Here is a 19,342-nt window from a genome sequence, read left to right on the forward strand (position 1 = left end):
TGAAATAAAATTCATATTAAATTCGCTCTACGTTAGGAGTTGATACAACGTATTTTAGTTATATGAAGTTAATATGACATTTTGTCTAATCTACTAAGAAACCTAGAGATTTTTTTGAGACCAATATTCAGTAGTTGAATCACGAATTTCACGTAAATGTAGAATTTTGTTTTTTTCTAAAAAAAGTGATAAAGCTTTCAAAATACGTTGAGGTAATGTTGGTCCTTCATAGATCATTGCTGAATAAAGTTGTAAAAGATCTGCTCCTGCTTTTATTTTTTCTATAGCATCTTCTGCAGAAGATATACCACCAACTCCAATGATCACCATATCAGGTCCAACACGTTTCCTCATTTTTGCAAGAACTGTTGTAGATTTTTGGAAGAGGGGAGATCCAGAAAGTCCACCAGATGTATCGGATGATACTTTATTCTTTAGATCATCATAAGAAAGAGTTGTGTTGGATATAATAAAGCCATCAATTGAATATGCAATTGCTTCAGCAGCTATATCGTCAAGTTCTCTTTCTGTGAGATCAGGAGAAATCTTTAAAAATATAGGAATATTTTTCCCTGTTTTTTCAATTTCTTCATGACGTGCTTTTAATATAGAAGAAAGAAGCTTGCTTAAGTTTTCACGTTCTTGAAGCTTACGCAAATCTGTAGTATTTGGCGAAGAAATATTAATAGTAAAATACGTTGCAACTGAATAAAAACGATGAATACCTAATGTATAATCAGCAATACGGTCGGTGCTGTTTTTGTTAGCACCTATGTTAATTCCTATAAGACTTGTGGCTTTTATTTTTGATAGCTTTAAAAAGGCTGTATCATAACCTTTATTATTAAATCCAAGTCGATTAATAATTGCACGTTCTTTAACCAAACGAAATACTCGTGGACGAGGATTTCCATATTGTGGTTTGGGAGTAAGGGTTCCAACTTCTACAAAACCGAAGCCAAGATTTAATAATTGCAAAGGTACTTCAGCATTTTTATCAAAACCGGCAGCTATACCAAGTGGGTTAGGGAAATTAATGCCTGCAACTGTTAAATTTAGTCTTGTATCGTTGTTGCTAGAACAAGTAAAAGTCAAACCTGACTTTAATGCAAGAATTGATAAATCATGTGCTACTTCAGGATCTAACAAAAAAAGACTTTGATATGCTTTTTTTTTAAAAAAATTAATCATGCTATACATTGTTAAAATAATCATTTCAAATAATATGAAGACACCAAGCTAAAATAGCTTTTTGTACATGCAGGCGGTTTTCAGCTTCATCAAATACAACAGATTGTGGACCATCAATTACTTCATTCGTAACCTCTTCACCGCGGTGAGCAGGTAAACAATGCATAAATAAAGCATCCGCATCGGCTAAGGACATTAGTCGAGAGTTCACTTGAAATGGTTCAAATACATCTTTGGCTCGGGCCCTATGCTCTTGATTCATAGATACCCAAGTATCTGTTAGTACACAATGGGCATCTTTCACTGCTTTTTCAGCTGAATGAAAGAGAGAAACTACAGCTCCTTCACTGCGTGCCCAGTTTAAATACATTTTTTTAGGTTCTGACCCTATAGGGACAGCTATGTTGATATGATAACCAAAACGTGCTGCACCTTCTATAAGAGAATGTAACACATTGTTTCCATCACCTGTCCAAGCAAAAATCTTGTTTTCAACAGAGTTACGGTGTTCTTCGAAAGTCATAACATCAGCTACAATTTGACATGGATGTGTGTCATCTGTCAGACCATTAATAACAGGAACTGTAGCATATTCAGAGAGTTCTAAAAGACGACTGTGATCTGTGGTACGTATCATAATTATGTCTACATAGCGTGACAATACTCTTGCAGTATCACCAATGGTTTCAGCACGACCAAGTTGCATTTCTATTCCTGATAAAAACATTGTTTCTCCTCCGAGTTGTTTCATTGCTACTTCAAAAGAGACACGAGTACGAGTAGACGGTTTTTCAAATATCATTGCTAACATTTTTCCGGCTAATGGTTTTTTGGAAAACATTTCATTTGAATATTTTTTGAATTTTCTTGCATTTTTTACAATAAGCTTAAGATCAGATGCCGATACATTTGACAGATCAATGAAATGCCTAGGAGAAGCCATAATATTGGAAACCTTTATTTATACTATTATCAATCAGGCTATTTTCTAAGTTTTTTGGTTATTAGAAAAGATAAGCGCGGCCCGTGATATACGCGCTAACCCTTCATGAAGCTCTTCTAAGCTTATGATAAGAGGTGGAAGAAGCCGCAAGACATCATTGCCCGCTGGCGCTACTAGAAGTTGTTCCTCCCGGAGTGTTTTTATAAATTCTTTTGCGTCACCTGATATTTTTAAGCCTAGCATGAGACCTTTACCACGAACTTCTTCTATAACATTAGGGAAGCAATTTTTAATTAAAATTAATTCTTTATAGAAAACATCAGCAATATTACAAACACGCTCTAGAAAACCCTTTTCTAAAATGATGGTAAGAACTTGTTTCCCTACAGCCATAGCCAGAGGATTGCCTCCGTAGGTAGACCCATGAGATCCTGGAGTCATCCCAGATGAAGCCGTATTAGTTGCAAGACAAGCTCCTATAGGAAAACCTCCTCCCAAGCCTTTGGCTATTGCCATAATGTCAGGCTTTACATTTGACCATTCATAAGCAAAAAGCTTACCGGTACGTCCAACTCCCGTTTGGACTTCATCAAAAATAAGTAAAAGACCGTTTTCATCGCAAATTTTTCTGATATTTTCTAGAAAATCTTTTGTAGCCTCATTGATTCCACCATCACCTTGTATAGGTTCTATCAAGATTGCTGCTGTTTCACGTGTGATCATTTTTTGAAGAGATTTTAGATCATTTAAAGGAACTTGATCAAAACCAGGCACTTTTGGTTCAAACCCTTGTAGATATTTTGATTGTCCATTCGCTGAAATCGCGGCAAGGGTACGTCCATGAAAAGCCTTTTCAAAGGTAATAATCCGAAATTTATGGGGTTCGTTTCTTGTATAATGATAGCGGCGAGCTGTTTTAACTGCACATTCTACTGCTTCGACCCCAGAATTCGTGAAAAAAATTTTATCAGCAAAAGTTTTTTGTGCTAATAGAGCAGCAAGTTGTTCTTGTTCTGTTGATTGATAAAGATTAGAGGTATGCCAAAGAGTTTCAGCTTGCTTTATCAATGCTTTGACTAATTTTGGGTGGCAATGGCCAAGAGAGTTTACAGCAATACCTGATGCAAAATCGAGGTAACGATCGCCATCTTCAGTAATAAGCCATGCACCATTACCTTTTTTAAAGCGAAGATTTATGCGTGCATAAGCATTAAAAAGGTAATTACTCTCTATCATCCAGTGCTTCCTAGAAACAGACTAGAAACCTTAAAAAATCATAATTTATGATGTTAATAATAATATTATTATTGAATGCATGTCAATAAACATACATTCTTGCATGAAAGCACTTTTTTGTAAGAGCTAGAATTTATTGCAACCCTACAACACATTCCTGTTAACTTAGAAAAAAATAAAAATTGATATAATTTATATCTGTTTTTACTTGTAACAAATGCGAACTAATATTACTAGTTAATAAATAGTTAATATCTAATACGTTTTAGGTTCTTTGTTATAATATTGTATTCTGTGAATATGCTATTATTTTTTCAAGAAATAAAATGTTGATAAAATTGTTGACTGACAGGCGGGAATAAATGAGCTGGACAGAAGAAAGAGTTGATAAACTTAAAAAATTTTGGTCAGAAGGATTAAGCGCCAGTCAAATTGCTATGCAGCTTGGTGGTGTAAGTAGAAATGCTGTTATTGGTAAAGTGCATCGGCTGGCATTGTTGGGCCGTAATAAGGCTCCAGCAGATCATGGGATACGGTCTCTTGATGATACTCAAGAACAATCAGCTGATTCTTTATCTGCGCATTCAGAAGATTCGTTACAGAAAACAGATTCAAAAACTGTTAAAGAAGAAGTTAAGGAAATTGAAAGTTCAGAGATTTCTTTACTTGATAAGGGTATGGTTACTTCTTGTAAATTAAAATTGACAGAGCTTACAGAAAGTACATGTAAATGGCCTTTTGGAGATCCTCTTAAAGACGATTTTTATTTTTGTGGTTGTAGGGTTGAGGCTTCTTCTGTCTATTGTGAATATCATACACGTATTGCTTATCAGCAAATTCCTGAACGTCGTAAAAGTCAGGTTAAGTCTTCGTAACTGTATGAGTTTTTTTGAATCTTGGTAAATTTTTTGTAAAGTTGATTTTTCCTTTATTGATTGTGATGATCGGAAGTTGTTTAAAAAGAAATTTTAATAAAAAATATACCATCTGTAATATAGTGGGGCAATTAAAATTTAAAATGAATTTCTTTAAAGGAAAAAAGTAATTTCATTAAGTAAAATAGATGAATTAAGGGCATTGTTATTCTTCTAAGTTTATAGAATCAAGTATTACTAACCGTGCTTTAGAGTAAAATTCCCTGAAAAAAAGTATGCCTGTTAAAAATGTACTCGTTATCATGAAAATATAGGAACTGATAAACCATCCTAAATATCCCACAGATAGAAAAAGTGTTCTCAATCCATCATTGTAATTATCTGCGGCAATGATATTCATATAAGCTACACGTGTTGCGATTTTTTCTGCAACTTGTCGATTAGCTTCGACTTCTTTAACAATAGGTATGCTTCCAAATAATATCGTGCAATAATTGAATAGACGATATGACCATAAGAATTTAAAAAAAGCATAGCCAAAAATATAAGAGAGTCCTATAACTTTCCATTCGAAAGCTGTAAGTTCTCCATTGCGAACAAACGGTAAGTCATGTAACACAGCGTCAGCTTTTTCCGCAGCGCCAAGGAGAGCAAAACTACTTCCAAGGGCAAATATAGAGGTGGATGCTAAAAATGAAGTGCCAACTTGAAGCCCAGAAAATATTTGAGTATCGATCATTTTTAAGTCTCGATGAAGAGAGTTAAACACCCATTCCTTTCGCTTTTTATTCATTGCTCGACTAAGGCTAATGCGTCCAAATATTTTTACTTTTTTGGTAATTTGTGATAGAGAAACCCACAACAGTATAAACAATCCAAGGGAAATGTAATCAATGTTCTGCATGTTTTTTAATATTCCTTTTATGTGAAGATATTTATATTGAAGTTTTAATCATTTAGCTCTATCTTTTATAAGATTTCTATAAAATAAAACGCGCGAGTATGTTAATGCTAATGAGTTTTTTGAAGGATATTATTGTTTTAATTTTATCTAGGTTTTTTGAAACGGTCTTTTCCTTTATCATTAATATTGTTTGTTTGCATAAAAAAATATGAGGAGATAAAAGTGTTTATACAAACTGAGTCTACTCCCAATCCTGCCACGATGAAATTTATTCCAGGAAAAATTGTTCTTCCTAGGGGTACAGCTGATTTTTATAGTTTAGAGCAAGCTTCTGTCTCTCCATTGGCATCTATTATTTTTTCTATTAATGGCGTTTGTGCTGTTTATTTGGGATATGATTTTATTACTGTGACAAAGCAAGACAAAGAGTATGAGTGGAAGCATCTTAAGCCTGCTATTCTTGGTGTAATCATGGAACATTTCATGTCTGGGAATCCTGTTATGTCTACTGAAGTAGATTTAGTGCAATCTTCCGATAGTGAAAGTGAGTTTTTTGATGAGGCTGATATTTTGATTGTAAAAGCTATTAAAGATCTTTTGGATTCACGTGTCCGTCCAGCCGTAGCTAAGGATGGAGGCGATATAACATTCAAAGGATACCGTAATGGTACTGTTTTCTTGAGCATGAAGGGTTCTTGTTCAGGTTGCCCTTCTTCTTCAGCTACACTTAAGCATGGTGTTGAGAGACTGTTAAGCCATTTTGTTCCCGAAGTTAAAGAAATTCAGTCTACTTAATCATATATTCACTTGATAATCCTTGCGCTTGACACATCTTCTGTAGAATGCTCTGTTGCTGTTTATGATAGTTTAAGCACCGGTGTTTTGGGTTTTGATGTCAAGGTTTTAGGGCGTGGTCATGCTGAGTATTTAATAGAATCTGTGGATGCCGCTATTATTAAATCAGGCCTTTCTATTTCACAAGTTGAATGTATTGTTACAACGGTAGGTCCTGGTTCATTTACAGGAGTTCGTGTTGCTGTATCTGCTGCACGAGGGTTTGCTTTAGCTCTTGGTTGTCCAGCTCTTGGAATTGGAAATTTAGAGGTTTTGGCGCATGCATATCTTGAACGATCTTCTAAAAATTCTGTTATGGCATTAATTAATGGGCGTATAGGGTATGTTTATTTGCAAAGTTTTTCTATAGACGGATCTCCGTTATCTGAAGCTATGCTTGTTTCTTATGAGAAGGCTTGTGTTTTTATAGAAAATTTTAATGGTGTTACTGTGGGGTATGGTGTTGATGCTTTCAAGGAGCTTGATATGAAAATTGATCGCTATCCCATTGATGTTATTGCACGGTTAGGAGCTTTAAGATTACCACAATCGCCAAGGCCGATTTATTTTTTTCTGCCATAGAGTATTTATATTATAGCCTCATTTTGATGATTATCATTTAGGTACAATTTCTTTTTTAAAGAGATTTTATAAAAAATTTTTTATATAGTTGATAGTATAGGAGAATTAAAGTATAATGTTACATTTTTGCAGTATAAAAAATTCATGATTCTTGTGAATCTCACAGATATTATGAAATATGTTTTTATGTGGTGTGATTGAGGCTTCTTCTTATGATTTCAACGGTGATTATTACTTCTTTAGGTAGAGATTTATAAATGTCTGTAACGAAGAAGTTAGAAAATTCTTTCAAGAATACTTTAGAAGAAAACTGTTCTCGTCGCTGTATACGCATGACAGAGCAACGTAAGTTAATAGCGCGTATTTTAGAAGAATCTGAAGATCATCCAGATGTCGAGGAGCTTTATAACCGATCAGTAGCTTTTAATTCTAATATATCAATATCTACTGTTTATCGAACTCTGAAGCTTTTTGAAAGTGCAGGAGTTATAGAGCGGCATGATTTTGGAGATGGTCGCTCTCGTTATGAGCTTATACCTGCTAGGCATCATGATCATTTAATAGATATTAAGAGCAGGAAAGTAATAGAGTTTCACTCACCAGAGATTGAGGCATTGCAAGAAAAAATTGCCAAAGACAATGGTTTTTCCTTGGTTGGTCACCGTCTTGAATTGTATGGCATATCAATATCCAATAAGAAACGCTGAGTATTTACTTCTGTTGAAGAGTTTCGTATGTTTAAACTTTTGATTTGCAAGTTATAATCTCTTTTCAGAGAAGCTTTTATATAAATATTTTTATTCTAATTAAAAAAATTACATAGACAAAAAAGTTGCTTGTTAATAAGTTAGCGTATTTGAATTATTTTAAGATCATACATCTCATAATAAAGGAATAACTTTTATAGTATGGATCAGACTATTGAGAAAAATTTATTACGTAAGGTTTTTATAAAGACTTATGGTTGTCAGATGAATGTTTATGATTCTATGCGTATGGTCGATATGTTATCATGTAAAGGTTATGAACTCACCGAGTTTGAAGAGGAAGCGGATCTTGTTGTTTTGAATACCTGTCATATACGAGAAAAAGCTGCAGATAAAGTTTATTCTGCTCTTGGTAAATTGCGTAAATGGAAAACTCGTCAAAAAGAACAAGGAAAAGATATAATAGTTGTGGTTGCAGGATGTGTTGCTCAGGCCGAAGGAGAGGAGATTTTGAACCGTGCGCCTGTGGTTGATATAGTAGTAGGCCCACAGACTTATTATCGTTTGCCAGAATTTTTAAACCGAGTTCAGCTTGGCGAAAAGGTTGTACATACAGATTATTCTTTTGAGGATAAATTTCAGCGTCTTTCAGATGTTGATGGTGGACGTATTAAATCGCGAGGTGTAGCTGCTTTTCTTACAATACAAGAAGGTTGTGATAAGTTTTGTACTTTCTGTGTTGTACCGTATACACGTGGAAATGAGGTATCTCGGTCAGTTGCACAGGTTTTCGAAGAAGCTTCTATTTTGGTGCAGTCAGGAGTTCGAGAAATTACTTTATTAGGGCAGAATGTTAATGCTTGGCGTGGGCAAGGGCTAGATGGAAAGAAATGTAGTTTTGGAGATTTGTTATATTCTCTTGCAGAGATACCGGGATTGAGGCGGTTGCGGTATACTACGAGTCATCCTCGTGATATGGATGATCATTTGATTAAGGCACATGGAGATTTGGATATTCTTATGCCTTATTTGCATTTACCAGTACAATCTGGTTCGAATAAGATACTGCATTCAATGAATCGGCGCCATACTGTTCAAGAATATATTCGTATTATTGAACAGGTTAGGGCTGTTCGTTCTGATATAGCTATTTCAAGTGATTTTATTGTTGGTTTCCCTGGAGAAACAGATAGTGACTTTGAAGAGACTATGCATCTTGTTGAAGCAGTAGGCTATGCACAAGCTTTCTCATTTAAGTATTCCCCTCGTCCTGGCACTCCAAGTGCTGATATGTGTTATCAAATTAGTGATTCTGTAAAATCCGAAAGATTAAAACGACTTCAAGAGACTCTTCATAATCAACAAACAGCCTTTAATCAATCTTGTATAGGTAAATCAATAGAGTTGCTTATAGAAAAGAAAGGTCGGAAATCAGGTCAGCTTATAGGGCGTTCTCCGTGGCTGCAGTCCGTAATTATTGATTCTAAGGATTGTAATATTGGAGATATTGTAAATGTTTGTATAACAGGTATTGGGGTTAATACTTTGTATGGTGAGTTTTTTGTATAAAAAGGAAAGTCTTTATTAGTGAACCATAAAGTAATTTGAGAGCCAATATCCATTGGATTTTTTCTTTCAGGATTTAATTTATAACAAATCTTAAGTATTGAAATTATTTTTGTAGTGAATGATATTAAATTCTTTGATTAATGAGTTGTAATATCATATTTTAATGATATTATTTTAAGTTTAAAGTCAATGTTTCAAGTTTCTTTATCAAGGCTGATGATTATCTATAAATAGTAGAGTAGGTAGATTGTTTTTAGAGTGTCAAGGATAATATTTATGTATTTTGATATTGATCTTTAAAGAAGAAGTTCTCCGTTACATCATTGTTTTATGTTCATATTTATTATGGTTATGTTATTGTAATTTTTAAAAGGAATAATTAAGATATGAATGTCCCGCAGCTATATATACAGATAGCTGTAGAGAGTACAGCATGGTTAAGAATTAACAATTTATATGTATTTTGTGATAAAATTATTAACGAAGCTCTACGGTTTCTTTTTTCTAAAGATAGGCCCTTTGTCGTTGAAAGAGCTATTGAAGTATCGTTTCTTTTTACTGATTCAATTTCAATTAGAGAACTTAATTCTATATGGCGTGGGGTAGATAAGTCAACCAATGTTTTGTCTTTCCCGTCTAATTTTTGTATGGATAGCAAGTGTTTAAGTGTAATAGGAGATATTGTCCTTGCCTATGAAGTGATAGAACAGGAAGCAATTGAATTTCAAAAGACTTTTGAAAACCATTTAACTCATTTAATTATACATGGCTTTTTACATCTTTTAGGGTATAATCATGTAAATGATAGGGATGCTTGTATAATGGAAGAATTAGAGACTTGTATTTTAGCTAATCTTGGATTTTCTGATCCGTATGAAGGCTATATTTTATTCTAAGTTAATTTTTAAAATGAGTAGTCTAAAAACTAATTCCAATGTTGAACTGAATGGTGAAGAAGCTTCTTCTGCAGGAGGAGAAGAAAAAAGAGAAACTTCTTCATTTTGGCGTCGTGCTGCGCGTATGTTATGGCCTGTTCAGAGAATGCATTTAAGACAAGAGCTTGCAAATGCATTGCTTACAAATAATGTATCAGATACGGCTTTTTCTTCTGAAGAAAAAGAATTGCTTATTAATATTTTACGGTTTCGAGAAGTTCGTGTCAGGGATGTTATGATTCCGCGTGCAGGTATTGATGCTATGGAAGATACTGTCACAATTGGGGAAGCGATGATAATGTTAGAGAAATTCGGAAGGTCGCGTATGCCAATATATAGTGGGACGTTAGATAACCCAACAGGTATGATTCATATACGAGACTTAATGGCCTATATCTCGAGAGCTGCACAGGATTTTAAAGAAGATAGTGTTATTAATCTTGATAAAGTCAACCTTAGTTTAAAGCTCGCTGAATCAGGGCTGATAAGAAATGTTCTTTTTGTTCCTCCATCAATGCTAGCTTCCAATTTGTTGCGTCATATGCAAGTACATCGCACACAAATGGCTCTTGTAATAGATGAATACGGCGGGACAGATGGTCTTGCTTCTCATGAGGATATTGTAGAGATATTGATAGGAGATATTGAAGATGAGCATGATGATAGGAAGGTAATGATTTCTATTATTTCAGATAATACTTTTGTGGTTGATGCTCGCGTTGAATTGGAGGAACTTGCAGAAGTTATAGGTTCAGATTTCGATGTGCGTAAATGGTTGGATGATGTAGATAGCCTTGGTGGATTAATTTTTTCAGTATTGGGGCGTATACCAGTACGAGGAGAAATCGTCCATGCTATTCCTGGATTTGAGTTTTTAATTTTAGAATCAGATTCACGTCGTGTTCATCGAGTTCGAATTCGAAATATTGTCGATTATAAGAGAAAAACAAAAGATATTATAGAGTATGTCTCTGATGATGAGTAAATAGTATTACAGGACTGGAAATTATTATTAGATAGGAAAGGAACTAGTATTGGAAAAGCTAGCTGGAAAAATTATGCTTCTGGCAGGGACAAGGCAATATCTAGTTGCTTTGATTGCTGGGGCTTTAGGTGCGTTAGCTTTACCTCCTTTTGACATTTTCGTAGCGTTTTTTATATCTTTTACCTTATTGGTTTGGTTGCTTGACGGAGTTTCTGCAGGATATAGAAGTGGTATTGTCAGTCGACTTTGGTCTTCTTTCTTTATTGGATGGCTTTTTGGATTCGGGTATTTTTTAGTTGGACTTTTTTGCTTTAACGGAGCACTGGCAGAGTTTACAAATATAAGTATTTTTTTAAGTTCGCCCAAAGTACTTTTAATTGCTTTTGTTGTTTTATTAGCATCTTTTTATGGAATTGCTACATTTTTAGCGGCAATTTTATGGTCTGATGGTATAGGCCGCATATGTGCTCTTGCTTGCGCTTTTGGTTATTGTGAATGGCTGCGAAGTTGGATTTTCACAGGTTTTTCATGGAATTGCATAGGATATGCTATTATGCCAATTCCTATGATGATGCAATCTGTTCATTTGATTGGTTTATTTGGTATTTGTGCTTTGGGCGTGTTTTGTTTTTCTGTACCAGCATTAATTGGTACACGACAAGGTATGAAAACAGGAGTTTTTTTAGGTGCTTTTTTATTAATAATGCATATTTCGTATGGAGCTTGGGTATTAAATTTTTTTCCAAATATCTCGCAGAATATACACAAACCTTTTGCAATACGTATAATTCAGCCTAATATTAATCAAAATATGGAAATGAATAAGGATAATTGGGAGAAAGTTTTCAAGCAATATTTAGATATGACAGCGCATGCTCCTATTCCAGGAAATCCAGAACCTGTTGTAATAATTTGGCCAGAAAAAGCTATTCCTTTTATTGTTACAGATAAACCAGATGTTTTATTACGTGTTGCCGAAGTTTTAAAGGAAGGGCAAATATTGATTTCTGGAGTTGTGCGCAAGGAAGAGCATGGCATAAGAAATAAGCCTATATATTATGATTCAGTGTATGTGATAGATAATAAAGGTAGAATTTTAGCTGCATCAGATAAAATACATTTGATACCTTTTATTGAATATTTGCCTTATAAGGATTTTTTTAAGGTTTTTGGTTTGAGTTCTTTTTTAAAATTAAGAGATTATTCATCTTCTTCCAGAAGATCAGAAAGACTTATATTACCTAATGGCACTAAGCTGTATTCATTTATTTCTTATGAGATTTTATTTTCTAATAACATTAAGGTAGATAGTAATTCTTCAGATGCAATTTTAAATCTAACAGATGATTCTTGGATTTCAAATATAACAGCAGCTTATCAACATTTTAGATACGCACGAATACAGGCAGTAGAGTTGGGGTTGCCCTTAATTCGTGCTGCAAATAACGGTATTTCGGCTTTTGTTGATGAAAAAGGTCAAATAATATCATCTCTTGGTATTGATAGAATAGGATCCATTGACATATGCTTCCAACCTGAGATAACATTAGGTATTAGTACTACAGCTCGTGTAAGAAATTTTTGGCTTATTGAAATAGTATTACTTTTTGGAGCTTTCATAGGATATAGTTTGCTTTTTTTTAGGCGTTCTACTTAATTGGTAGAAATAAAAGGCATGTTTGTGTTTATAAGTATTTTACCGCTTTTTAAGTGCTTGCTTAGTTTCTTCGTATAGTGAGGTCCTGAGTGAGTAGACATATTAAGGGTTTGTTTTGAGTACTAGTTTATTTCGGTATTTTCTTTTCAAAGGTTTTTGAGAAGAAAGTTATTAATCATAATAATGTATAAAAATTTATAGTCAGGTCAATAAATATGAGTGAAATTAAAAAAAGCAGTCCTAATCCAATTGATATTTATGTTGGAAGTCGTATTCGCTTGCGTCGAACTTTGCTTGGCATGAGTCAAGAAAAACTTGGAGAAAGTTTAGGTATAACCTTTCAACAAGTTCAGAAATATGAAAAGGGAACTAATCGTGTTGGAGCAAGTCGGCTTAAAAATATTTCCACTATACTTAATGTTCCTGTATCTTTTTTCTTTGAGGATGCACCTTCAGATAGTCCAAGTATTTCATCTGAAGCAAACTATATTGTAGATTTTCTTTCTTCATCAGAAGGATTGCATCTTAACCGAGCTTTCATTCGTATAGAGGATCATAAAGTACGTCAAAAAGTAATTGAATTAGTGAAAGTGTTAGCATCGGAAGATAAGGATAAAAAAGATTAAAAGTATTGTATCCTACTCCAATAAAAGCCATTTTTATAATTAAGAGCCTTTCTAGGAGAGTTTAGTAATGCGTTCAGAATACCTTTTTTCAAGTGAATCGGTTTCGGAAGGACATCCAGATAAAATTTGTGATCGTATTTCTGATGAAATCGTTGATTTGATTTACCGTGAAGCTATAAAAGAAGGTGTAGTACAGCATGTTCGAGTTGCATGTGAGACTATAGTAACGACAAATAAGGTATTCATTGTTGGTGAAGTTCGTCTTCCTAAAGCTCTTATGAAAAAAGATAACAATGGTTTATATGTTATAAACACAGAGAGATTTGAAGAAACTGCTCGTGCAGCAATACGTTCTATCGGCTATGAGCAGAAGGGATTCCATTGGCAAACGGTATGTATTGATATTTTATTACATTTTCAATCTGCTGATATAGCTCGTGGAGTAGATAGGGCAACTGATAATCATAATAGTGAAGGTGCAGGCGACCAAGGCATAATGTTTGGGTATGCCTGTCGTGAAACAATAGATTTTATGCCTGCTCCTATTTACTATGCACATCGAATTCTTCGTATACTTTCTGAAGCTCGTAAAAAAGGTGATGGAGATGTTGCTAAACTTGGTCCTGATTCAAAAAGTCAAATTACTTTGCGTTATATAGATGGAAAAGTTTCTGAAGTTACGTCTATTGTTTTATCGACGCAACATCTTGAGCCTTCTTGGGATTCATATAAAATACGTTCTATAGTAGAACCTTATATACGCATGGCTTTGAATGATATTAAAATATCTGATGATTGTGTCTGGTATATAAATCCTGCTGGAAAGTTTATCATCGGAGGTCCTGATGGAGACGCAGGTTTAACAGGACGAAAAATTATTGTTGATACATATGGCGGAGCTGCTCCACACGGTGGAGGAGCTTTCTCTGGAAAGGATGCAACAAAGGTTGATCGTTCTGCCGCTTATGCAGCACGTTATCTAGCAAAAAATATTGTTGCAGCAGGTTTTTCTCGCTGTTGTACAATACAGCTTTCTTATGCTATTGGTATTTCCCAACCATTATCAATTTATGTAAATCTTCATGGCTCGGATAAGGTTAGTGAATATTGTGTTGAAAAGGCAATTCGTGATGTTATGGATGTATCTGTTTCAGGTATTCGAAAGCATCTTAATCTTAATCGTCCTATTTATTCAAAAACCTCTGCATATGGCCACTTTGGTCGCAAACCGGATGAAAACGGTTTTTTCCCTTGGGAGAAGTTAGATTTGGTTGATGCTTTAAATGCAGCAATTAAATTGTAGGATTTATGAAGGACTTTAAAAAATTAGATGCGTCTGAAATATTTTATGGGCGTCGTCGTAGTAGATCTCTAGGTATCTCTAAGGATTTTTTTATACAAAATTATTTGCCATGTTTAGAAATTGATCTTAACGTGCCTCCACGAGTACCTTTCGAGGCATTTTTTGGTAGTGACATTAATCAAGTAAGGTTAGAAATCGGATTTGGAAGAGGAGAGAATTTGCTTCATCGCGCTCTTTTAATGCCTCATTCTGGGTTTATTGGCGTAGAGCCATTTATGATGTCTATGGTAAAGTTTATTAAAAATTTACAAGAAAAAAATATAAATAATATTCGTGTTTATAATGATAATGCTGTAAAGCTTTTGGACTGGTTACCTAATACCAGTATTGATGATATTTACCTTCTTTATCCAGATCCTTGGCCTAAAAAAAGGCATTGGAAACGGCGTTTTATATCTGAGATTAATCTTAATAGATTTTCTAGAGTTTTGAAACCAGGTGGGGTATTTTATTTCGTTTCTGATGTAGAGAGTTATATAAATTGGACTCTATTAGCTTTTTGTAATCATCTTTCTTTTCAGTGGCTTGCAGAAGAAAGTTTAGATTGGTCTCGTCCATTTCCAAATTGGACTAGTACTTATTACGAAGCCAAAGGAAAGCTTTCAGGGAGAACTCCAACGTATCTTGCATTTCAGCGTGTTTAATCAGAGGTGTTTTACACCATCTTTAGTGAAGAGTAACAGTTTTTAATTTTTCTTCAGCAGCTTTGAAAAATGTAGAAGATCGGTTACCAGTGAACAGAATAGGGGTTCCATCCGCTCCAAATAAAGCCCATAAATCCAGATCAGGATCAATATTTTCAGCTACATTTGTAAAGTGACGAAGAATTTCGTGAGAGCATATTTTACGAATATATGCTAGTTTCCCGATTCCTAAATGAGCAAATTCTATTTGAGATAAATTCGTGGTTATTTGTTGTAATAACATTGTCTTTGCTTCTTTCTTTTATTTGCATAGATATGTTCTTCTATACTCTATATTGATAAAGAAAAAACATTAATATTCTTTATATCAGAAAAAGCGCAAGCTTTATAGATTATAGTCGATATTACAATCAACAATTTTCTATGTGATTGTTAAGTCAAAAAATAGGATCATTTTTTGTAAAGGTGAAAAGATTTTTTATTGATAATAGATACTTCTATGCTTTTATAAGCATGGTCAATAAGAAGTTTTAAATTATTAGTACATAGCCTTTATTGTCTAGACATATGGATTTTTAGATAAACGAAAGTGAATCCTGATAGGAATTCCAGGTAAATTAAAGTCAATACGCATCCTATTGATTAAATATCGTACATATGACTTTGGAATATCTACATTGCAAGTACAAAATATTATAAAGGAAGGTGGCCTTGATTTCACTTGTGTAATGTACTTTAGATGTCTTCGGCGACCTGATACAGATGGAGGTGGATTTTTTTCTTGAGTCATATTTAGCCAATTGTTAAGTTGGCTCGTTGAAATATGTTTGTTCCATAAATCCTTGCTGTTTATAATAGATTGCATTAACTGATCTAATCCTTCTCCTGTTTTGCTTGAAATAGTTATTATATGAATTCCCTGTGCTTGAAATAATGTATTCATGACTTTTTGGTGTAAAGCCATAAATCTTTCTTCACGATTCTGAATAACGTCCCATTTGTTAAATGCTAAAACAGTAGCTTTTCCTTCGGATAGAGCAGAAGTGATAATACGAAAATCTTGTCTTTCAATTTCATTTGTTGCATCCAAAACAACAACAACTACTTCAGAAGAGCGTATCGCTTTTAAGCTATCTTCTATAGACAGTTTTTCTATTTTTTCGGTAATTCTACTTTGACGACGTATACCTGCGGTATCAAAAATTTGTACAGAGTAGTTTTTCCAATTCCATTCAATGTTGATTGAATCGCGAGTAATTCCTGCCTCATCTCCTGTTAAAAGACGATCTTCTCCAAGGAAATGGTTTATAAGAGTAGATTTCCCAACATTTGGTCGTCCAACTACTGCAATACGAAGTAATTTTTCTTCAGCGTGGAGTGTTTTGTCGTCAGTATTATGCCTGGGAATGGCGAATATTTTATTAGTAAGATGTTTATTGTTATTAATTTCTTCTAAAATGGCGTCATGTAAGTCAAATATACCCTTTCCATGTTCAGCTGAAATTACTACAGCCTTTCCAAATCCAAGAGAAAAGGCTTCATAAGAATTATTTTCTGAAAAAAACGCTTCTGCTTTGTTATAAACAAGAATTATTGGTTTATTTTTTTTTGTGTAGCATCTGAGCAACTGTTCTGTCGTAAGGAGTTACTCCAACTTTACAATCTACCACAAAAAGAGCTAAATCCGCTTCATGGAGCGCTATTTCTGTTTGTTTGCACATCCTTCTTATAAGTGTTTTAGGCTTACTTTCTTCGAGACCTGCTGTATCAATAATATTAAAATTAACGTCGCCTATTTTTGTTACACCATAACGTCGATCACGTGTTAGATTCGGTACATCACCTACAAGTGCTAGTTTTTTTCCAACAAGACGGTTAAAAAGCGTGGACTTTCCTACATTAGGAGACCCAACAATTGCGATCATAAAAGTCATCGTTGATCTATTTTATTTACCAGAAGCTTGAATATTACTGAGCATCATTTGAGCATGACTCACGACTCCGGAAGGAGGATTCTTATCTTTTATAATTTTTTGGAGGGTTTCTTTTGCAGTTTTAATATCTCCGGTTTTGAGAGCTGCAAGACCTAGTGCTTCCCTTGCAGAATAACGTAATGGGTTATTAGGAGTATCTAGATTCTTTAAAACTGCTATTGCCTGTGGATATTTTTCAATACTGATGAAAAGCCAAGAAGAATGTAGCCTTGCGATATCACGAATAACATTAGGAAAAGAGATATCATTAAAAACTTCAGAAAACTTTTCTATACTATCTTGTATTCTTCCCATACGAGCTAATGTGGATGCAGTGTACATACGTGACATCATGTCATAAGATTTGTTATTCTTGGAAGATATATCTTTAAAAGCAGCAAGGGCTTTTTCTAACTTATTTTCATTAGAAAGTTTTATTGCTTCTATAAGAGCATCTCCTATTTTATCATTCTTATTTTGTTCCCAATATGTATACCCAAACCAACTTGCTATCATAAGAAGAAATAACATTAATAAACTAACAATTATAAGAACATATTTATGCGATAAAAATCGTATCCTTCCAATAGACATTTGATTTTGAAGTTCTCTAATATTAGTTCCCTCCTTAATTACCATTTCCTTCTCCAGCGTTCTATTCAATACATCAATGCAGTATTTTTTATTTTAGAAATAAGAGGAAATTATCTAAGGAACAGTGAGCTATACAATAATGTTTAAAACTTTTATATTTAGATAATTAACCTAATGTTTATTAATTTTTCTGTCTAAGTATATAATTTAACAGTATATAATATATGTATTATAGCAGTCAATTGGGTATTGAATTGCCTGAATTTTCAGGAAGCTTTTTTCATCAGGAGTTAATTTTAGATTTTTGAACTATAATCAAAGATTTTGAGAGGATGAGAGATTTTTGGTAAAAATTAGAAATTCTTAATACACTCCATTTTTATTTTTAAAAAGTCGAATTATGAACACAGTTTATTAATTCCTGTTGCTTGTTTTAAAAGATTAATAAAGATAATAATCGTCTAAGTTTTTATTAGAGGAAAAGAAGTGTATGACTATAACAGCTCCTTGGACAGTTAAAAAACCTACTGCGATTTTAGTCCTTGAGGATGGAAGTGTAATTGAAGGTAAAGGATTTGGAGCCATAGGGTCCGTGCAGGCTGAGGTTTGTTTTAATACAGCTTTGACGGGATACGAGGAGATTTTGACGGATCCTTCTTATGTAGATCAGATAGTAACCTTTACTTGTCCACATATCGGTAATGTCGGAGTTAATAATGAAGACTGCGAAACCCTATTTTCTGGTAGTTTTAAAGGTCCTGTCGGTCTTATTATTAAGGCAGATATTACAGAACCTTCTAATTATCGTTCGGTTTCCCATCTCGATATTTGGTTAAAAGAACATGGTATTATTGGCTTATCAGGTGTAGATACAAGGGCACTTACTATTTGGATACGTAAAAAAGGAGTACCGAATGCTGTTATTGCTCATCATCCATCAGGAGATTTCGATATTGGCGCTCTTAGAGAGCGAGCAAAAATTTGGTGTGGTTTGAAAGGTTGTGATTTAGCAAAGGTTGTAACTTCAGAACAGAATATAAAATGGCTGGAACGTTCTTGGCAATGGAATAAAAAATATTCATTGTTATGTGAAAATGATGTTAAATGTCATGTTGTTTGCATTGATTATGGTGTTAAGCGTAATATATTGCGAGTATTGGCTAATTTAGGTTGCAAAGTTTCAGTTGTTACTGCAAAATCGTCCTTTGAAGAAATTATGGCACTTACTCCTGATGGGGTTGTATTATCAAATGGTCCTGGTGATCCTTCTGCTATGATTGATTATGCTCTTCCTGTTATTCGTAAGCTTATTGATACAGGTTTGCCAATTTTTGGTATTTGTTTAGGGCATCAACTCTTAGGATTAGCGCTTGGAGCTGTGGCTAAGAAGATGCATCAAGGACATCATGGTGCTAATCATCCTGTTAAAAATTGTATAACAGGAAAAGTAGAGATTGTATCTATGAATCATGGCTTCACAATAGATTCAAGCACTTTTCCTAAAGGGGTTGAAGAAACTCATATTTCACTTTTTGATGGAAGCAATTGCGGTTTGCGTCTTGTTGATAAGCCGGTTTTTTCGGTGCAATATCACCCAGAAGCTTCTCCTGGTCCTCAAGATAGCTATTATCTTTTTAGTCTTTTTATGGAAAATATTTTAGAAAAAAAGCAAAAATCATGATACTAAGTGATGTATTTTATACCGGGAAAGAAGCATATTTTCT

The 19,342-nt window shown here is 34.0% G+C and carries 18 protein-coding genes and 1 pseudogene; 12 read left to right on the forward strand and 7 right to left on the reverse strand.

What is annotated here, in order from left to right; all coding sequences use genetic code 11:
- Nucleotides 1–102: 102 nt before the first annotated feature.
- From B488_RS00740 to B488_RS00750, 3 genes are read right to left on the reverse strand one after another with little or no spacing between them, the layout of a single operon-like run.
- The gene (locus B488_RS00740) at nt 103–1,191 is read right to left on the reverse strand and encodes a quinone-dependent dihydroorotate dehydrogenase (protein ID WP_015272568.1); all 1,089 of its coding nucleotides are present in this window, start codon (nt 1,189–1,191) and stop codon (nt 103–105) included.
- A gap of 25 nt (nt 1,192–1,216) precedes the next feature.
- Nucleotides 1,217–2,134, reverse strand: a complete 918-nt coding sequence (argF, locus tag B488_RS00745; RefSeq protein WP_015272569.1) for an ornithine carbamoyltransferase — start codon at nt 2,132–2,134, stop codon at nt 1,217–1,219.
- A 45-nt stretch (nt 2,135–2,179) separates the two neighbouring features.
- Nucleotides 2,180–3,370 carry an aspartate aminotransferase family protein gene (locus B488_RS00750; RefSeq protein ID WP_015272570.1) on the reverse strand — a complete coding sequence of 397 codons (1,191 nt, stop codon included), beginning with the start codon at nt 3,368–3,370 and terminating at the stop codon, nt 2,180–2,182.
- A 362-nt stretch (nt 3,371–3,732) separates the two neighbouring features.
- Between B488_RS00750 and B488_RS00755 the strand changes: the two genes are divergently transcribed.
- Nucleotides 3,733–4,245, forward strand: a complete 513-nt coding sequence (locus B488_RS00755) for a GcrA family cell cycle regulator (RefSeq protein WP_015272571.1) — start codon at nt 3,733–3,735, stop codon at nt 4,243–4,245.
- Between the two features lie 205 nt (nt 4,246–4,450).
- Here the strand turns inward: B488_RS00755 and B488_RS00760 are convergent, their stop codons facing one another.
- Complete coding sequence (locus tag B488_RS00760; RefSeq protein ID WP_015272572.1) at nt 4,451–5,149, reverse strand: DUF599 domain-containing protein; 699 nt, start codon at nt 5,147–5,149, stop codon at nt 4,451–4,453.
- Between the two features lie 222 nt (nt 5,150–5,371).
- Between B488_RS00760 and B488_RS00765 the strand changes: the two genes are divergently transcribed.
- The 10 genes from B488_RS00765 to trmB all read left to right on the forward strand — a co-directional run bounded on the left by B488_RS00765 (nt 5,372) and on the right by trmB (nt 15,051).
- Nucleotides 5,372–5,944, forward strand: coding sequence for a NifU family protein (locus B488_RS00765; RefSeq protein ID WP_015272574.1), 573 nt, complete (start codon nt 5,372–5,374; stop codon nt 5,942–5,944).
- Nucleotides 5,945–5,956: 12 nt separating this feature from the next.
- On the forward strand, nt 5,957–6,565 hold the full coding sequence (tsaB, locus tag B488_RS00770; protein ID WP_015272575.1) for a tRNA (adenosine(37)-N6)-threonylcarbamoyltransferase complex dimerization subunit type 1 TsaB: 609 nt from the start codon (nt 5,957–5,959) through the stop codon (nt 6,563–6,565).
- 257 nt (nt 6,566–6,822) lie between these two features.
- Nucleotides 6,823–7,272 carry a Fur family transcriptional regulator gene (locus B488_RS00775; RefSeq protein ID WP_015272576.1) on the forward strand — a complete coding sequence of 150 codons (450 nt, stop codon included), beginning with the start codon at nt 6,823–6,825 and terminating at the stop codon, nt 7,270–7,272.
- A 201-nt stretch (nt 7,273–7,473) separates the two neighbouring features.
- A complete protein-coding gene (gene miaB / locus B488_RS00780; protein ID WP_015272577.1) occupies nt 7,474–8,841 on the forward strand; it encodes a tRNA (N6-isopentenyl adenosine(37)-C2)-methylthiotransferase MiaB in 1,368 nt (455 codons plus the stop codon).
- Between the two features lie 386 nt (nt 8,842–9,227).
- Complete coding sequence (gene ybeY / locus B488_RS00785; RefSeq protein WP_015272578.1) at nt 9,228–9,737, forward strand: rRNA maturation RNase YbeY; 510 nt, start codon at nt 9,228–9,230, stop codon at nt 9,735–9,737.
- A gap of 13 nt (nt 9,738–9,750) precedes the next feature.
- Nucleotides 9,751–10,761, forward strand: coding sequence for a hemolysin family protein (locus B488_RS00790; RefSeq protein ID WP_015272579.1), 1,011 nt, complete (start codon nt 9,751–9,753; stop codon nt 10,759–10,761).
- Nucleotides 10,762–10,810: 49 nt separating this feature from the next.
- Entirely contained in the window at nt 10,811–12,418 is a 1,608-nt protein-coding gene (gene lnt / locus B488_RS00795) for an apolipoprotein N-acyltransferase (RefSeq protein ID WP_015272580.1), read from the forward strand.
- Nucleotides 12,419–12,633: 215 nt separating this feature from the next.
- Nucleotides 12,634–13,044 carry a helix-turn-helix domain-containing protein gene (locus B488_RS00800; RefSeq protein ID WP_015272581.1) on the forward strand — a complete coding sequence of 137 codons (411 nt, stop codon included), beginning with the start codon at nt 12,634–12,636 and terminating at the stop codon, nt 13,042–13,044.
- 67 nt (nt 13,045–13,111) lie between these two features.
- The gene (gene metK, locus B488_RS00805; RefSeq protein WP_015272582.1) at nt 13,112–14,347 is read left to right on the forward strand and encodes a methionine adenosyltransferase; all 1,236 of its coding nucleotides are present in this window, start codon (nt 13,112–13,114) and stop codon (nt 14,345–14,347) included.
- Nucleotides 14,348–14,352: 5 nt separating this feature from the next.
- Nucleotides 14,353–15,051, forward strand: a complete 699-nt coding sequence (gene trmB, locus B488_RS00810) for a tRNA (guanosine(46)-N7)-methyltransferase TrmB (RefSeq protein WP_015272583.1) — start codon at nt 14,353–14,355, stop codon at nt 15,049–15,051.
- A gap of 22 nt (nt 15,052–15,073) precedes the next feature.
- Here trmB and B488_RS00815 read toward each other — a convergent pair whose 3' ends face one another.
- The 3 genes and pseudogenes from B488_RS00815 to B488_RS00825 form a co-directional block, all read right to left on the reverse strand.
- Nucleotides 15,074–15,334 (reverse strand): BQ00720 family protein, encoded by a 261-nt coding sequence (locus B488_RS00815; RefSeq protein ID WP_015272584.1) that lies wholly within the window; start codon nt 15,332–15,334, stop codon nt 15,074–15,076.
- A gap of 276 nt (nt 15,335–15,610) precedes the next feature.
- Nucleotides 15,611–16,985: pseudogene (gene der, locus B488_RS00820) on the reverse strand (ribosome biogenesis GTPase Der).
- Between the two features lie 12 nt (nt 16,986–16,997).
- Nucleotides 16,998–17,663: a tetratricopeptide repeat protein gene (locus B488_RS00825; RefSeq protein WP_041770519.1), complete on the reverse strand. Its 666-nt coding sequence runs from the start codon at nt 17,661–17,663 to the stop codon at nt 16,998–17,000.
- 445 nt (nt 17,664–18,108) lie between these two features.
- Between B488_RS00825 and carA the strand changes: the two genes are divergently transcribed.
- Nucleotides 18,109–19,299 carry a glutamine-hydrolyzing carbamoyl-phosphate synthase small subunit gene (gene carA, locus B488_RS00830; protein WP_015272587.1) on the forward strand — a complete coding sequence of 397 codons (1,191 nt, stop codon included), beginning with the start codon at nt 18,109–18,111 and terminating at the stop codon, nt 19,297–19,299.
- Nucleotides 19,300–19,342: the final 43 nt, after the last annotated feature.

Source organism: Liberibacter crescens BT-1, assembly GCF_000325745.1.
Classification (GTDB): domain Bacteria; phylum Pseudomonadota; class Alphaproteobacteria; order Rhizobiales; family Rhizobiaceae; genus Liberibacter; species Liberibacter crescens.